The sequence below is a fragment of the Nocardia sp. NPDC047038 genome (assembly GCF_040644075.1).
GTDB lineage: Bacteria > Actinomycetota > Actinomycetes > Mycobacteriales > Mycobacteriaceae > Nocardia > Nocardia sichangensis.
In genome coordinates this window covers 1,560,229-1,574,902 of the sequence record NZ_JBEYVQ010000001.1, presented here as the reverse complement: position 1 = coordinate 1,574,902, position 14,674 = coordinate 1,560,229, and the positions used below count along the sequence as shown (strand labels likewise).

Genomic DNA, 14,674 nt, shown 5'->3' with positions numbered 1-14,674 from the left:
CCTGCCTGGGGTCTACGTCGTCAGAATGGTCACGGCACCGGTGCCGGGCGAGCCGTACAGGTGGGCATAGCCGACCTGGTGCGGACCCGCGATCTGCCGGTCGCCCGCCGTTCCGCGCAATTGCAGGACGAGTTCATGGATCTGGCGCAGGCCCGATGCGCCGATCGGCTCACCGTTGGCCATGAGGCCGCCGTCGGTGTTGACCGGAAGCTTGCCGGTGATCTCCGTGTAGCCGTCCGCGATGAGTTTTTCTTGCTCACCGTCTGCGCAGAAGCCGTTCTCGGCCAGGTGGATGATCTCCGAGCCCGCGTCGGTGTCCTGCAACTGGGCCACGTGGACGTCGCCCGGGCCGATTCCGGCCTTCTCGAACGCCTCGCGCGACGCGTCGACCGTCGGACTCGGCACCGAATTCGCGGGCAGCGAAGGGCTTTGCATCTCGAACGCGCCGAAGCGGCGGGTACGCAGCGACGTAGCGGCCAGGTGGATCGGTGTCGAGGTGAATCGACGCGCCAGGTCGCGGCGCGCGAGCACCACGGCGGCGGCCCCCTCATCCGGGGCGCAGTACATGTACTGCGTGAGTGGGTAGTTGACATACTGGGCCGCGAGAATCTGTTCTTCGGTCATCGCTGTCCGCCGCCACGCTTTCGGATTGCGCGCGCCGTTGGCGAAGTTCTTCGCCGCCACCTTGGCGAGGGTCTGCGTGGTGATGCCGTACATCGACATGTACCGGTTGATCTTCATGCCGAAGAAGTGCGTGGTCATGAACAAGCCGGTCTCGCCGTACCAGGACGGCAGTCCGAGGACCGACGGATCCGCCGCGAAAGCCCCCTTCGGGTGCTTGTCGAAACCCACCGCGATCGCGATGTCCGCTTCGCCGTGCTCGATCGCTTCAGCGGCCATACGCAGCGAGGTGTTCGCCGTCGCGCAGCCGTTGAACACGCCGAAGAACGGGATTCCGGTCAACCCGAGCTTGCCGACGATGGCATCGGGATTGGACACTTCGAGGCTGCCCGCGAACCCGCGCTGCACGTCTTCCCAGCCGATGCCCGCGTCGGCGAGCGCCGCCCGCACCGCCTCGGCACCCATGTCCAGCGCCTGCTTGTCGCCGAAGCGACCGAACGGGTGCAACCCGACACCCACGATCGATACGTTGCTCATGCGGCGTCCTCGCTCTCGGTCGCGCTCGGTCCGGGCGCGAACGCGAACGTCACAACGGTGTTGCCGTCCTCGTCGGTACGGAACGGCACGGTGACCACGTGCATCGTCCGGCCGATCCACAGCTGTTCGATGTCGGTGGTCGTGATCCTGCCCTCCACGAGGACGCCCTCCGGGAACTCGACATAGCCGACGGCGAACGGCTCGAATTCTTCTGGTCCCCGGTACGGCGGTGACGGCGGTGGAAACTGCTGAGTCGTCCAGGTGTACAACGTTCCCGACCTGGACAGCAGCACCTGATCGTCGCCGGGCACCGCCGGGAATTCCGGCGGCACGTCGGCGCCACGCCGCGAGGCGATCAGTCGCGGCCGCTCGTCGGGCCATGTGAACAGGCCGGTCGCGATGGGAACTTGCATTTCGGACTCCTGCAACAGTGAGGGTGTGCTCGTGGTCAGAGACGTTCGTAGATGGTCGCGTTGGCGGTGCCACCGCCCTCGCACATCGTCTGGAGCCCGTAGCGCTTACCCGTCCGCACGAGGTGGTGGATGAGGGTGGTGGCAAGCCGCGCACCGGAGCATCCGAGTGGGTGGCCCAGGGCGATCGCCCCGCCCAGCGGATTGAGCTTCGCTTCGTCAGCACCGGTTTCCAGCAGCCACGCCAGCGGCACCGACGCGAACGCTTCGTTCACCTCGAAGGCGTCGATGTCATCGATCGTCAGTCCCGACCTCTTCAGCGCCAGCGCTGTTGCCGGGATCGGACCGGTGAGCATCTTGACCGGGTCGTCACCGGTCACGACCGCCGTGTGGATGCGGGCGAGCGGAGTGAGGCCGAGGCGCGCGGCGTTCTCCGAGGTGGTGATGAGCACTCCGGCCGCACCGTCGGAGATCTGCGACGCGTTGCCCGCGCTGATCCGTCCGCCTTCCATGAAGGGCGTCTTGAGAGTGGCCAGTTTCTCGACCGTCGATCCACGCCGGATCCCTTCGTCCGCGACCACCGTCCCGCCCTCGGTCACAACGGGGATGATTTCGGCGTCGAAGGCGCCACTGTCCTGCGCCGCTGCCGCCAGCTCGTGCGAGCGAATCGAGTACTCGTCCAACCTGGTGCGCGAGAGGTTCCATTCGGCCGCGATCTTCTCGGCCCCGTAACCCTGGTTGAAGGTGCCGTTGAAGCCGGGTTCGTCCAATTCGCTCGCGTACCTGTCGACCGCGGGACCGCCCATCTCACCCGTGCCCGGCACGCGGGCCGCGCCCATCGGCACGGCCGACATCATCTCGACGCCGCCGGCCACCACCACATCGGCCTGACCGGAGACCACCGCGGCGGCCGCGGTGGAGATGGCCTGCTGCGACGAGCCGCACTGCCGGTCGATGGTGAAGCCGGGAACATGCTCCGGCCATCCAGCACCGAGCACCGCCATGCGGCCGATGTTCCCGGACTGCTGGCCCACGCTCAGCACGTTGCCCCAGTGCACGTCATCGATGACCGCGGGGTCGATGCCGGTTCGCTCGGCGATCGCGGTCAGTACCAGGGCCGACAACTCGACCGCGTGCACATCGGCAAGTCCGCCGCCGCGCTTGCCCACGGGTGTGCGCAGAGCCTCGACGATCACGGCGTCACGCATCTGATGTCCTCTCGCCTGTGCTCGCCGACAACCCCGCGCACGAAACCGCGGACTCACGACCAGCAACCAGTTTAGTTAGATAATTATGCTTTATAGTACAGGTTCGGCCATGCCCGAGCCAGGGTTCGCGGTCAGCGCGGAAGTCCGAGCACCCGCTCCGCGATGATGTTGCGCTGAATCTCGGCGGTTCCGCCGTAGATGGTTTCCGCGCGGGAGAGCAGAAAAGACTTCTGATCCGGATCCAGCCCATCAGGCCCGAGGCCTCCGGTTACCATCGCGTCGTCCCCCCGCAGATCGATCGCCAGTTCGGCTAGCCGCTGGTGCTCCGTGGCCGCGTACAACTTGCTGATCGTGGCCGCGCTCGAAGTCGTCTGCTGCTTGTCCTCGATGATCGACGACACCACTCGCAGGGTCGTCGCGCCCATCACGTGCGTGGCGATGTAGGCATCCGCCAGACGCTGCCGCACCCGAAGATCGCCGGAGGCGCCGGAGCGCTTGGCGTTCTCCAGCACCGCCGCGACTTCACGCTGCATGGCGAGTTGCATCGGCATGAGAGCCGAACCCCGCTCCATCGCCAGCGTGCCCATGACGACCGACCAGCCACCGTTGACGTCTCCGACGACCATCTCCGCGGCGGTACGAGCTCCGTCGAAGAAGCATTCACTGAATTCCGCTGAGCCCGCGATATTCTCGATAGGACTGATCCGCACCCCTGGCTGGTCTACGGGAACCAGGAGCAACGTGAGCCCGCGGTGCCGCAGGCTGCGATCGGGATCGGTGCGGCACAGCACATACAACCAGTCGGCGTGGTGGCCGAACGTGGTCCACACCTTCTGACCGTGAATGACCCACTCGTCACCCTCCAGCGACGCGCGCGTGCTCACCGCGGCGAGGTCGGAGCCGGCTCCCGGCTCGCTGAACCCTTGGCCCCACATCTCATCCACCGCCAGGATCGGCGGCAGGAACCGGGCCTTCTGCTTTTCCGTGCCGTATGCCAGCAGGCTCGGCCCGAGCAGCTCGAGAGCCTGAGTACCGACACGCGCGGGCGCCGCCGCCTTGGCGTACTCGTATTCGAAGACGATCTCCTGTGCGGTGGTCGCGCCGCGTCCGCCGTACTCGACCGGCCACGTCAGCCCGAGCCAGCCGCCCGCGGAAAGCTCTTTCTCCCAAGCGACGCGAACATCCCATGCTGTGTCGTCGGTGGGGCTGCCCACGCCCTTGTGCCGGGCGAATTCCCCGACGAGATGCTCATCGAGCCAGGTACGCACCTCGTCCCTGAACTCCGCATCCGCAGGCGCGATGTCGATCTCTGCGACCACTGTGGTCTCCTTCTGCCGTCGACCCGAGTTCAGAACTCGAGCCGCGAGTACGGGGCGAATCGCGGCGGCCGCTTCTCCACCAGGCTGCGCACGCCTTCCTGGAAATCGGGCTGCGCTTTGGCGATGGTCAGCAGGTACTGCGCACGAACCCGGGCCTGTTCCAGAGTCGCCTCGCTGTCCCGCCATACCTGGCTCTTCATCATCGCCATCGCCACCGGGGACACGTGGCAGGCCAGCTCTCGGGCGTAGGCCACCGCATCGGCCACCACCTCACCTGGCTCGGACAACTTCTGCACCAGGCCCATCTCGAAAGCCTCCTCTGCGAGAAAGACTCGGCCCGAGACGAGCAGGTCGAAAGCCCGAGCAGGGCCGACGAGACGAGAAAGAACCCACGCCGTGGCGTCCTCGGCGGGCAATCCGCGTTTGGCGAACGCGGTGGAGAACTTCGCTCCTCGTACCGCGAAACGCAGATCGAAGTTGAGCGCCTGTGCCAGTCCGATACCGGCGCAGGCACCGTTGATCGCACCGATGATCGGCTTGGGCACGGTAGTGGCGTAGGTCTGCGGTCGCCGGTTGGTGGCATAACGCTTCCCGTCACGCACCTCATCGAGCACAGCCGGGTCGAGGCCGGGCACGAACGAGGTCCCGGCACCGGTTACCACGATCGCCCGGACCTCGGCGTCGCCGGTCGCCCGGTCGAGTGCCGCATAGAACTCGTGCTCCATGAGGGCGGTCCACATGTTGCGTCGTTCCGGACGGTTGAGGGTGATCACGGCAACCCCGTCGCCGACCTCGTACCGGACCACGTCCTGCTCGTCGCTCATCGCTGCACCGTCCAGGTCGCGGCCCGCCGAGTCTCATCGGAACCGTCGGCCATCGGCACCTCCACATGCTTCTCCAGCGAGAAGTCCGGTGCCCGCTTCTCCAGGAACGCCGCTACCCCTTCTCCCGAATCGGCTTGGCGGCCCATCCAGCGGAAGATTTCCCACTCGCGGTGGAAAGCCGCCTCACGATCGGTTTCGCGAAGCATCTGGTAGACGAGTTGCTTCGTCACTCCGACCGCCGTAGGCGCGCACTGGGTGGCGATCTCCGTGGCCATCTCCAGCGCGGTGGGCAGAACCTGCTCGGCCGGCAAAGCATGAGTCGCCAACCCCAGCTCTTTCGCCTCGGCTCCCCGGAACAGTCGCCCGGTGAGCAACAGCTCGAGCGCGGTGGCGGCGCCGACGAGCCGGGGAAGCAACCACAGCGAGTTCTGCTCCGGGATCAGGCCACGGCGGGCGAACACGAAGCCGTACTTGGCGCTCTCATTGACGATCCGGATGTCCCACTGCAGCGCGAAAGTGAGGCCGAGACCGACAGCCGAGCCGTTGAGCGCGCCGATGATCGGCGTGCGCATCTCCCACGGCCGCGGCCGGGTTCCCATCATGGCGCGCGCCGCACGGGTCTGCTCATCGCCGAACGCGAAGTTCGCGCCCCCGGGTTCCAGATCGGCGCCGGTCGAGAAGTGCCGGCCTCGGCCCGTGACCACGATCGCGCGGATATCCTCGTCCTGGTCGAGTTCGGCGAGCTGCCGATGCAGTTCGATCTGCATCGCCGAGATGAAGCCATTGCCTCGGTCGGGCCGATCGAGCCAGATCGTCGCCACGTGCCCCTCGCGTTCGACCGAGATGCCGTCGACAGCGGTCATCGGGTCAGCGACCTTCTGCGGCGGCGCGGGGTTTGCCCGCACCGTCGGAGTTCGGGCGTGCCTCGGCGACCAGCTTCGGCACGACTTCCCCGAGCTCGGCCGGATCCCAGCGGCCCACCTTCTCGACGCCGGGCCCGGCGACCCAGGTCTCCGCGACGCTGATCGCGCCGCCTTTGACATTGAACACCCTGCCGGTGACCCCGGCGGCTTCTTCCGAGGCCAGCCACACCACGAGCGGGGCGATATTGGCGGGCGAGCCCGCGTCGAACCCGGTGGTCTCCTTGATCTCGTTCATCTTGGCCACATAGTCGTGCAGACCCGCGGTCATATTCGTCAGCGCGCTGGGCGCGATGGCGTTGACCGTGACGCCCAACCGCGCGAGTTCGTCGGCGAGGATGACGGTGAATCCCGCGATGGCGGCCTTGGCGGCGCCGTAGTTCGACTGCCCCACGTTGCCGTAGAGGCCCGACGGCGACGAGGTGTTGATCACCCGCGGATGATGCACCGGTTCGCCCGCCTTCGACTTGGCCCGCCAGTGCGCGACCGCGTGCTTCGTCGGGCAGAAGGTTCCGCGAAGATGGACCTTCATCACCGCGTCCCACATGTCGACGTCCATGTTGACGAACATCTTGTCGCGCAGGATTCCGGCGTTGTTCACCAGGACATGCAGGTCGCCGAACTCGCGCAGCGCCGTTTCCACCAGCGATCCGGCACCGTCCCAGTCGGAGACGTCGTCGTGGTTGGCGACCGCGAGCCCGCCCATCTCCTTGATCTCGGCGACGACATCCTCCGCCGGCCCGAGATCGTTGACGACGACCTGCGCGCCCTGCCGTGCGAATTCCAGCGCGTGTTCGCGACCGATGCCGCCCGCGGCGCCGGTGACGATCACGACGCGCCCATCGTGCAGTCCCATATTCAGTCTCCTGTTCCGGTGTCGGCTCCAGTACCCGCAGGGGGTTCGCCGAAGACGGCCAATGCGTTGGCGCCGAGATAGTTGCGGCGCGAATCGTCGGGCAACTCGAGTGCCCTGCCCTCGGTGATCGTTCGATCGAAGGGAAGAATGGGGTAGTCAGAGGCCCACATGAGCTTGGTCTTGTTGCGTTTGCGCGCGACAGCGAGGATGTCCTCGGGCACGTACTTCGGCGCCCACCCGGCGGTCATCGCGAACACGTTCGGATGCTTTACGAGCATCGACACGGTCTCGCTGATCCAGGGGTCGCCCAGGTGCGACATCACGATCTTCAGTTCCGGGAAGGTGAGCGCCACCTCGTCGATCAGGATGGTGCGCTGCAGCTTGGCCGGTTTCATGGGGCCGGGCACACCGACGTTGATCGAGACGACCGCCCCTTCGTCGCAGGCGGCGGTGTACATCGGGAAGGCCAGCTTGTCGTCGATCGCGATGCCGGTGAACATCGGGACCACGCGGATGCACTTGATGCCGTACTCGCGCACCGCGATTCGCACGTGCTTGGCCGCCTCGTAACCCAGGCGCGGGTCGATGCCCACGGATGTCACGAACCTGCCGGGGTACTCCGCCTGGAACTTCGCCAGCCGCTCGCACGTCTCGCGCAGCACGGCCTCACCCGTTTTGGTGCCGTGCACGTAGGGCGGGGTGATATCGCGAGGAACCTTGGTCAGCACGCCACCGGAGATACCGAGCCGGTCCATCTCGGCGACCACATCCGTCATCGTCTGGCCGCCCTCGTACGCGCTGTTGCCGCGCTTGAACCGCGCCACCACGGACGGATCGGGAGTCACCTCCCCCGGTGCGTAGGGCAGGTTGATCCACGCGTCGAATACGCGGGGTTCTTGCGTTGCCGCCTCGGCGGCTCGGTGGGCGGTGCTGTGTTCGGTACTCACGTCACTTCTCTCCGGTGTTGTTCTCAGCGGCCGACGTAGTTCGGTGCGCGTTTCTCGCGCATCGCCGCGAGCGCCTCCGCGGCGTCCTCGGTGGCTGCCACGACCGCGAAGTGCGAGGAGATGAGATCCAGCGCGGTGCGCAGGTCGGTGCCCGCGGACTGATAGGTCACGCGTTTGATCATGCGCACCGTGACCGGCGGCGCGGCGGCGAGTTGCGCGGCCAGCGCCCCGGTGACCTCGGCCAGCCGCTCCGGCTCGGCGAGCCTGTTGACCAGGCCGATCCGCAGCGCCTCGTCGGCGTCGATGAAATCGCCGGTCAGCAACAGTTCCAATGCCTTCGAGGTGCCGACGATCCGGGGCAGGTAGTACGCGCCTCCGTCTCCGGGAGTGAGGCCGACGCGCACGTACCCCTCCGACACCTTCGCCGAGCGCGACATCACCCGCATGTCGCACATGAGCGCCATGTCGAGCCCGGCGCCGACGGCGACGCCGTTGATGGAGGCGATGAGCGGCTTGTCCAGCGCCTCGACCGCGAGGGCGACCTGATGGATCTCGTCGTGCAACTGCGACTTGCGCTGCAGCGGCGTCAGGTCCTTGTTCGCGTTGGAGATGCTCCCGAGGTCGACGCCCGAACAGAATGCCTGCTCACCGGCACCGGTCAGCACGACGACCTTGACCTCGTCATCACGCTTCGCGGCCTCGAGCAGCCGCGCCCACTCCCGAATCATCTCGAAGGTGAACGCGTTGCGCGCCTGTGGCCGGTTGAGCGTGATCGTGCCGACGCCCTGTTCGAGGCGCCATTCCAGGTCGGGCACGTCTCCTCCTCTGGTTTAATTAGTGTATTATTTGTACTATAAAGCGCTTGGAAGTCCAAGCTACAGCAGAGTCCAGTGCACAGCCGAAGGAGAGTGACGTGCCCGAGCCGGACATGGCCGAATCGCCGCGCGACCGCGCGAGCAGCAAGGCGGGCGAATCGAGCCGACCGCTTCCGGCGGGTGCGCGATGACCGGGACCGAAGTCGATTTCGCCGTGGCCGCACTGCGCGTCATCGCCGGGCTGACGATGGCCGCGCACGGCCTCAACAAGTTCTTCGGCGGCGGGCGGATACCGGGCACCGGCCGCTGGTTCGACAGTATCGGGATGCGTCCCGGGCGGGTGCACGCACTGCTGGCCGCCGGCACCGAGACGGCCGCGGGCGTGCTGCTCGCCGTGGGCTTGCTCACCCCTTTCGCGGGAGCGGGGTTCGTGGCCTTGATGGCGGTTGCGGCCTATACCGTGCATCGCGGGTCGGGTTTCTTCGTCAATGCCAACGGCTGGGAGTACAACCTGGTCCTCGCCACGATCGGCGTGTTCGTGGCGACCGCTGGGCCGGGCGAATGGTCACTCGATCACCTCGCCGGACTCGCCCCGAGCATCGACGGCTGGCCGGGCCTGGCGATCTCGCTGATCGGCGGCCTGCTCGCAGCGGCCCTGCAACTCGCTGTCTTCTACCGGCCCCCGAACACCCAAGCCGGCTGACCATCACGGGCGGCCGAGCCGCTTCCGCCGGATATCGAAAGGACAGGGATGGAATTCGACTGCGTAGATCCCATTCAGAATCTGGTCACCTCGACATGGCCGATGTGCGGCCACCTGCCCCCGGCCTAGAGGCGACGGCATGCGAGACACGACCAGCGACCTGCCTCTGACACCCGAGGACATCCTGTTCCGCGACGAGCTGCGCACGTGGCTCCGCGAGCACCTCACCGACCGTTTCGTGAATCAGCACGACCGCGGCGGACCGGACGACGACGACAACTGGGAGCTACGGCGCACCTGGGAGCGAGAACTCGCCGACGGGCGATGGCTCGGGATCTCCTGGCCGTCCGAATACGGCGGACGGAACGCCACGCTGTCCCAAGAGATCGTTCTGGCCACCGAACTCGCACAGGCTGGTGCGCCGCCGCGCGCGGCATTCCACGGCGAGACTTTGATGGCGCCGACCGCATTGACCTACGGGACCCCGGAGCAGCGGCAACGGCTGCTTCCACCGATGGCCCGTGCGGAAGTCGTCTGGTGCCAAGGTTATTCCGAACCTAACGCGGGCTCCGACCTCGCCGGTATCGCCACCCGGGCGCGGCTCGACGGCGACGAGTGGGTCGTCACGGGACAGAAGATCTGGACGACCTTCGCCCAGCACGCCGATTGGATCTTCGCCATCGTGCGCACCGATCCGGACTCGCGTCGGCACGCGGGACTGTCCTACATGCTGATTCCGCTCGACCAACCCGGCGTGCGAGTGATCCCGATCCGCACCATGCTCGGCGACAGCGGCTTCAACGAAGTCTTCTTCGACGAGGCCCGCACGAGCATCGACAACGTCCTGGGCCGTCCGGGGCAGGGTTGGCAGTGCGCGATGACCACCCTCGGGCACGAACGCGCGACCTCTGTTCTCGGCTATCAGTTCTCGTTCCGCCGGGAAATGGCGGAGGTCCGTGAACTGGCGAAGAAGCGAGGAGCCACCGCCGACCCGGTGCTGCGCGACCGGCTCATCGACAGCATGATCCAGCTGGACATCATGGGCTACAACAACTTACGCACACTGTCGACCGCCTTGCGCGAAGGACAGTTCGGACCGGAGTCGTCGATCGGCAAGTACTACTGGTCACGCTGGCATCAGGAGTTCACCGAGGTCGCGATGGACATACTCGGCGCCGATGGGTGGCTGTCGACGGAATGGGGTTCCGGTCCGGACCGGCCCTCCGAGGCACTGCGCCGCTCCTTCATCCGGGCCCGCGCGGAGACGATCTACGCCGGTTCCAGCGAAATCCAGAAGAACATCATCGCCGAGCGCGTCCTCGGACTGCCTCGCGAGCCGAAGGATTGACAGATGAGCACAGCTGCCTTGTCCGGCATCCGGGTGTTGGACCTGAGCCGCATTCTCGCGGGGCCGTTCACCACCCAATTGCTGGGTGACCTCGGTGCCGATGTCGTCAAGGTGGAACGCCCACGCGTCGGCGACGACGCGCGCACCTACGGGCCCCCGTACCTGCACGACCGGAACGGCCAGGTCACACCCGAGGCAGGGTTCTACCTCAGCTGCAACCGCAACAAACGGTCGATCACCGTGGACCATTCCAAGCCGGAGGGCGCGCAGCTCATTCGCGAGCTCGCCGCACGCTCGGACATCCTCGTGGAGAATTTCCGGGTCGGCGTGCTCGCCAAGTACGGACTCGACTACGCCTCGCTCCAAAAGATCAACCCCCGATTGATCTATTGCTCGATCACTGGATTCGGGCAGGAGGGTCCGTATTCGGACCGGCCCGGCTACGACGGCGTCTTCCAGGCGATGTCGGGAATGATGAGCGTGTCCGGCCATCCCGACGGGGAACCCGGCGCAGGCCCGATGAAGGTCGGCGTCTCGATGGTCGACATACTCACCGGGCTGTACGCCTGTAACGCGATTCTGGCCGCCCTGCACCATCGGGCGGCGACCGGGACAGGACAGTACATCGACATGGCCCTGCTGGACTGCGGGGTAGCGGCGCTCTCCCACTACGCACAGAACTACCTCGTCTCCGGGACTCCGGCGCCACGGCGCGGGAACGGAGGTTTCGGCGGGATCCCCTCCCAGACGTTCCGATGCGCCGACGACGAGATCTTCGTCGTGGCATCCACACCCAAACAATGGTCTGGACTGGTACAGGTTCTGGGAATGCCCGATCTCGCCACAGACCCTCGTTTCGCCACGGTGTCGGCGCGCATCGCCAATCGCGACTTGGTCCTTTCCACTCTCGGCGAGATCTTTCGCCTTCGCCCGGCGCAGGAGTGGGTCCGTGAACTCGAGGCCGCCGACGTTCCGGTGAGTCCGGTCAACGATATGGACGGCGTCTTCGCCAACCCGCAGGTGCGTCACCGGCAGCTCAAACTGACCGTCGAACACCCGGATTCGGGCGCGCTCGATATCCTGCGCAACCCGATCCGCATGTCCGGCGCGCCGCTCGCCCGCTACGAAGCGCCGCCGAAGCTGGGACAGCACACCCATGAGGTGCTCAGTCAGGTGCTGGACAAGTCGGAAGAGGAGATCGAGAAGCTCACCGCGGGCGGGGTCGTGTGACCGCGCATACCCACACCCGACGACTGGAAAGACGACATTGAACACTTCGCTGATCCCCCCTTTGCGCGCCTTCCCGCCGGAGGCGGACGCGCTTCGCGCCGAAGTGCGCGCGTTCCTGATCCAGGATCGCGCGACGCACGGCTGGCAGCCACACGTCGACTCGTGGATCTCGTCGTGGGATCCGGGATTCAGCGAGCGTCTGGCCGGACGCGGATGGTTGGGAATGACCGTCCCGACCGAGTACGGCGGCCACGGTCGCACCCATCTCGACCGGTTCGTCGTCACCGAGGAACTGCTCGCCGCGGGCGCGCCGGTGGCGGCGCACTGGGTCGCCGACCGGCAGGTCGTCCCCGCGTTGCTCAGCTACGGCACCGACGGCCAGCGGCGCGAGTACCTTCCCGCGATCGCCGAAGGGAAGTGCTTCTTTGCGATCGGCATGAGCGAGCCCGAGTCCGGGTCGGACCTGGCCAGCGTGCGGACGAAGGCCACGCGCGTCGACGGAGGCTGGGAGCTGACCGGGACCAAGGTCTGGACATCGGGCGCGCACCACGCACACGCCTTCTTCGTTCTCGCTCGCAGTGCCCCGCTCGATGCCGCACGGCGTCACGACGGCTTGAGCCAGTTCATCGTGACGCTCGATGCGCCGGGCATCGAGATACGCCCCATCCGGCTTCTCACCGGACAGCATCACTTCAACGAGGTGGTGCTGGATCACGTCTTCGTCCCGGACCACATGGTGCTCGGCACTCCCGGCGAGGGATGGCGCCAGGTGACCTCCGAACTCGGATTCGAGCGCAGTGGCCCCGAACGCATCCTGTCGACCCAACCGCTGCTGGAGGCGTTCCTCACCAGATTGGCGGACAGCGACGATTCCGACACGGCATCGGTCACGTCGCTCGGCGCGCTCGTGGCGCGGCTGACGACGCTGCGGCAGCTGTCCTCGGCAGTGGCGAATGCCCTTTCGGACGGGAAGTCCGCGGACCTCTCCGCAGCGCTCGTGAAAGACCTCGGCACCCGCTACGAAGGCGACGTGGTCGAAGTCGCCGCGACCGCCGTCGCTACCGACGCGGATCCCGGCTCCGCTGACGAGTTCACCCGGCTGCTCGGTGAAGGGCTGCTGCACACACCCGGATTCACCCTGCGCGGCGGAACCAGCGAAATTCTGCGCGGCGTGGTGGCACGAGGATTAGGACTGCGATGACATTCGATGCACCCGGCCGCGCTGAGGAACTGGCCGAACTGAGGGGCCTGGCGGACGACATCTTCTCCGCCACCGCACGCGCCGTCCTGGACGTACCGGACACCGAGATCGCGTTCAGCCCCACGCTGTGGAAGACACTCGCCGAGTCCGGACTCACCCTTCTGACGACGCCCGAATCCGACGGCGGCAGCGGCGCGACGCAAGCCGACCTCGCTGTGGTGATCGCGAGTGCCGCCGCGCACGCCGCGCCGGTCCCGCTCGCCGAAACCGATCTTCTGGCGTCCTGGCTGCTGCGCGCGGCGGGGCTGCCGGTACCCGACGCGCCGCTCACCGCCGCGTACGACCCGTCGCTCGTCATCGACGACCGCCGTGTGACCGCATCTTTGGATCGCGTGCCATGGGCGCGTGCCGCGGACGCGGTCGTGCTCGCCAACGACCACTCGGTCGCACTGGTGTCCGCCGCCGACCTGAGCCTCGAGCCCGGCACCGGTCTGGCGCGGGACCCCCGTGATCGAATCGTTGTCGACGTCGAACTACCCTCCAGCGCCATCGGCCCGGCACCGCACCGGATCGGGCGTGAATTCATGCTGCGTGGTGCGCTCGCCCGTTCGATCCAGATCTGCGGGGCGATAGAACAGGCGCTCCAGCTCACCATCGAACACGTCGGCACCCGCCAGCAGTTCGGCAGACCGCTGGGCAAGTTCCAGGCTGTCCAGTCGCTGGTCGCGGAGTCGGCCGGCGCGGTCGCCATGGCTCGCGCCGCAACCGAATTCGCCGTGTCCCGCGTCACCGAAGCGGGTTTCGAAGACGAGCGTAGTGAATTGGCGATCGCGGTGGCCAAGGCTCAGACGTCTCGGTCAGCGCCGATCGTGGCGCGCAACGCTCATCAAGCGCACGGAGCGATCGGGTTCACGCTCGATCATCGGTTACGTCACTTCACTCTGCGGGCATTGGCATGGCGTTCGGAATTCGGAGGACCGCAGCACTGGGAGCACGTGCTCGGCGAGGCGGCTCTACGCGCGTCGGGTGCGGGATTGTGGAATCTGGTGACCGGACTGACATGAGCATCCGATTGTCGGCACGCCCGAGCAACAGCCAACTGGCGCGGCCGTCGCGACACGACAGCTCGCACGCCCATATCGAGGTGGACGCCGTCCTGCCCACCTCGTTGGAGCTCTTGCGAGCTGTGCGGGGACACTCCGTCGACGCGCAAGGGGGACCCCTCGCCCGCGTGATCACCGGACTCGCCCGGGACCTCGCGGATTGCTATGCGGCCGAGCCGACTGGGTCGCAAGACAGCGGCCCGAAACCAGCGCGTGCCCAACTACTGCTCGGTATCGAGACACTGCTGAACACGGCTCTGCTCCACCTGCCGAGCGAAGACCGGGACCAGATCTGCCGCACCGTGGACCAGGTCGCCCAGGCTTCGGTCGAGTTCCATCGATCGCTGCGGCAGCACGGAGGCGCCGATGAGCGGGTACGTGTGTTGTGCCGAGAGGTAGCGGCCCTCGCCGACCGCTACGCCGCCATGGTCTCCTCGGCGATTCGTCGGCAGCCCTGGTCGCCGCATCGGTAAGTAGCGGTGGCGGGCGATCCGGCGCCGGGCTCGCCCAACAGCCGAGCGGGAGTGTCGCGCATGGTCACCGTCGCCTGGCCGCGGGCCCTCGATCACCGCGACCGTCACGGCCGCCGCTGTTCTGAGAAGGAGCTTCCGGCACGCCGCAGCCCCACCTGG

General features: G+C 66.9%; 15 protein-coding genes. 6 read left to right on the top strand and 9 right to left on the bottom strand.

Features of this window, described 5'->3' with window-relative positions; translation table 11 throughout:
- Nucleotides 1–12 precede the first annotated feature (12 nt).
- From ABZ824_RS07595 to ABZ824_RS07555, 9 genes are all read right to left on the bottom strand, one after another.
- Nucleotides 13–1,158: a thiolase family protein gene (locus ABZ824_RS07595; protein ID WP_356962274.1), complete on the bottom strand. Its 1,146-nt coding sequence runs from the start codon at nucleotides 1,156–1,158 to the stop codon at nucleotides 13–15.
- The gene (locus tag ABZ824_RS07590; protein ID WP_356962272.1) at nucleotides 1,155–1,571 is read right to left on the bottom strand and encodes an OB-fold domain-containing protein; all 417 of its coding nucleotides are present in this window, start codon (nucleotides 1,569–1,571) and stop codon (nucleotides 1,155–1,157) included. Before ABZ824_RS07590 ends, ABZ824_RS07595 begins: the two co-directional genes overlap by 4 nt.
- Before the next feature lie 35 nt (nucleotides 1,572–1,606).
- Nucleotides 1,607–2,776: a thiolase family protein gene (locus tag ABZ824_RS07585; protein ID WP_356962271.1), complete on the bottom strand. Its 1,170-nt coding sequence runs from the start codon at nucleotides 2,774–2,776 to the stop codon at nucleotides 1,607–1,609.
- Nucleotides 2,777–2,907: 131 nt separating this feature from the next.
- Nucleotides 2,908–4,095, bottom strand: a complete 1,188-nt coding sequence (locus tag ABZ824_RS07580; protein ID WP_356962270.1) for an acyl-CoA dehydrogenase family protein — start codon at nucleotides 4,093–4,095, stop codon at nucleotides 2,908–2,910.
- Nucleotides 4,096–4,124: 29 nt separating this feature from the next.
- On the bottom strand, nucleotides 4,125–4,919 hold the full coding sequence (locus tag ABZ824_RS07575) for an enoyl-CoA hydratase-related protein (RefSeq protein ID WP_356962269.1): 795 nt from the start codon (nucleotides 4,917–4,919) through the stop codon (nucleotides 4,125–4,127).
- On the bottom strand, nucleotides 4,916–5,782 hold the full coding sequence (locus ABZ824_RS07570; protein ID WP_356962268.1) for an enoyl-CoA hydratase-related protein: 867 nt from the start codon (nucleotides 5,780–5,782) through the stop codon (nucleotides 4,916–4,918). The genes ABZ824_RS07575 and ABZ824_RS07570 overlap by 4 nt, the downstream gene beginning before the upstream one ends.
- A 4-nt stretch (nucleotides 5,783–5,786) precedes the next feature.
- On the bottom strand, nucleotides 5,787–6,695 hold the full coding sequence (locus ABZ824_RS07565) for an SDR family oxidoreductase (RefSeq protein ID WP_356962267.1): 909 nt from the start codon (nucleotides 6,693–6,695) through the stop codon (nucleotides 5,787–5,789).
- Between the two features lie 2 nt (nucleotides 6,696–6,697).
- On the bottom strand, nucleotides 6,698–7,642 hold the full coding sequence (locus ABZ824_RS07560; RefSeq protein ID WP_356962266.1) for an amidohydrolase family protein: 945 nt from the start codon (nucleotides 7,640–7,642) through the stop codon (nucleotides 6,698–6,700).
- A 23-nt stretch (nucleotides 7,643–7,665) separates the two neighbouring features.
- Nucleotides 7,666–8,457 carry an enoyl-CoA hydratase-related protein gene (locus ABZ824_RS07555; RefSeq protein ID WP_356962264.1) on the bottom strand — a complete coding sequence of 264 codons (792 nt, stop codon included), beginning with the start codon at nucleotides 8,455–8,457 and terminating at the stop codon, nucleotides 7,666–7,668.
- 187 nt (nucleotides 8,458–8,644) lie between these two features.
- On the opposite strand from ABZ824_RS07555, the gene ABZ824_RS07550 reads away from it, so the two are divergent.
- From ABZ824_RS07550 to ABZ824_RS07525, 6 genes are all read left to right on the top strand, one after another.
- Nucleotides 8,645–9,160 (top strand): DoxX family protein, encoded by a 516-nt coding sequence (locus ABZ824_RS07550; RefSeq protein ID WP_356962262.1) that lies wholly within the window; start codon nucleotides 8,645–8,647, stop codon nucleotides 9,158–9,160.
- Nucleotides 9,161–9,299: 139 nt separating this feature from the next.
- Entirely contained in the window at nucleotides 9,300–10,508 is a 1,209-nt protein-coding gene (locus ABZ824_RS07545; protein WP_356962260.1) for an acyl-CoA dehydrogenase family protein, read from the top strand.
- Between the two features lie 3 nt (nucleotides 10,509–10,511).
- The gene (locus ABZ824_RS07540; protein WP_356962259.1) at nucleotides 10,512–11,738 is read left to right on the top strand and encodes a CaiB/BaiF CoA-transferase family protein; all 1,227 of its coding nucleotides are present in this window, start codon (nucleotides 10,512–10,514) and stop codon (nucleotides 11,736–11,738) included.
- Between the two features lie 37 nt (nucleotides 11,739–11,775).
- Complete coding sequence (locus ABZ824_RS07535; protein WP_356962258.1) at nucleotides 11,776–12,939, top strand: acyl-CoA dehydrogenase family protein; 1,164 nt, start codon at nucleotides 11,776–11,778, stop codon at nucleotides 12,937–12,939.
- Nucleotides 12,936–14,003 carry an acyl-CoA dehydrogenase gene (locus ABZ824_RS07530; protein ID WP_356962257.1) on the top strand — a complete coding sequence of 356 codons (1,068 nt, stop codon included), beginning with the start codon at nucleotides 12,936–12,938 and terminating at the stop codon, nucleotides 14,001–14,003. Before ABZ824_RS07535 ends, ABZ824_RS07530 begins: the two co-directional genes overlap by 4 nt.
- Nucleotides 14,000–14,515 carry a hypothetical protein gene (locus ABZ824_RS07525; RefSeq protein WP_356962255.1) on the top strand — a complete coding sequence of 172 codons (516 nt, stop codon included), beginning with the start codon at nucleotides 14,000–14,002 and terminating at the stop codon, nucleotides 14,513–14,515. The genes ABZ824_RS07530 and ABZ824_RS07525 overlap by 4 nt, the downstream gene beginning before the upstream one ends.
- Nucleotides 14,516–14,674: the final 159 nt, after the last annotated feature.

What these genes read in the sequence shown, in the direction of transcription:
- ABZ824_RS07525 (WP_356962255.1), top strand. Translation starts at nt 14,000, where the DNA reads ATGAGCATCCGATTGTCGGCACGCCCGAGCAACAGCCAACTGGCGCGG.
- ABZ824_RS07595 (WP_356962274.1), bottom strand. Translation starts at nt 1,158, where the DNA reads ATGAGCAACGTATCGATCGTGGGTGTCGGGTTGCACCCGTTCGGTCGC.
- ABZ824_RS07540 (WP_356962259.1), top strand. Translation starts at nt 10,512, where the DNA reads ATGAGCACAGCTGCCTTGTCCGGCATCCGGGTGTTGGACCTGAGCCGC.
- ABZ824_RS07570 (WP_356962268.1), bottom strand. Translation starts at nt 5,782, where the DNA reads ATGACCGCTGTCGACGGCATCTCGGTCGAACGCGAGGGGCACGTGGCG.
- ABZ824_RS07590 (WP_356962272.1), bottom strand. Translation starts at nt 1,571, where the DNA reads ATGCAAGTTCCCATCGCGACCGGCCTGTTCACATGGCCCGACGAGCGG.
- ABZ824_RS07545 (WP_356962260.1), top strand. Translation starts at nt 9,300, where the DNA reads ATGCGAGACACGACCAGCGACCTGCCTCTGACACCCGAGGACATCCTG.
- ABZ824_RS07530 (WP_356962257.1), top strand. Translation starts at nt 12,936, where the DNA reads ATGACATTCGATGCACCCGGCCGCGCTGAGGAACTGGCCGAACTGAGG.
- ABZ824_RS07550 (WP_356962262.1), top strand. Translation starts at nt 8,645, where the DNA reads ATGACCGGGACCGAAGTCGATTTCGCCGTGGCCGCACTGCGCGTCATC.
- ABZ824_RS07575 (WP_356962269.1), bottom strand. Translation starts at nt 4,919, where the DNA reads ATGAGCGACGAGCAGGACGTGGTCCGGTACGAGGTCGGCGACGGGGTT.
- ABZ824_RS07565 (WP_356962267.1), bottom strand. Translation starts at nt 6,695, where the DNA reads ATGGGACTGCACGATGGGCGCGTCGTGATCGTCACCGGCGCCGCGGGC.
- ABZ824_RS07585 (WP_356962271.1), bottom strand. Translation starts at nt 2,776, where the DNA reads ATGCGTGACGCCGTGATCGTCGAGGCTCTGCGCACACCCGTGGGCAAG.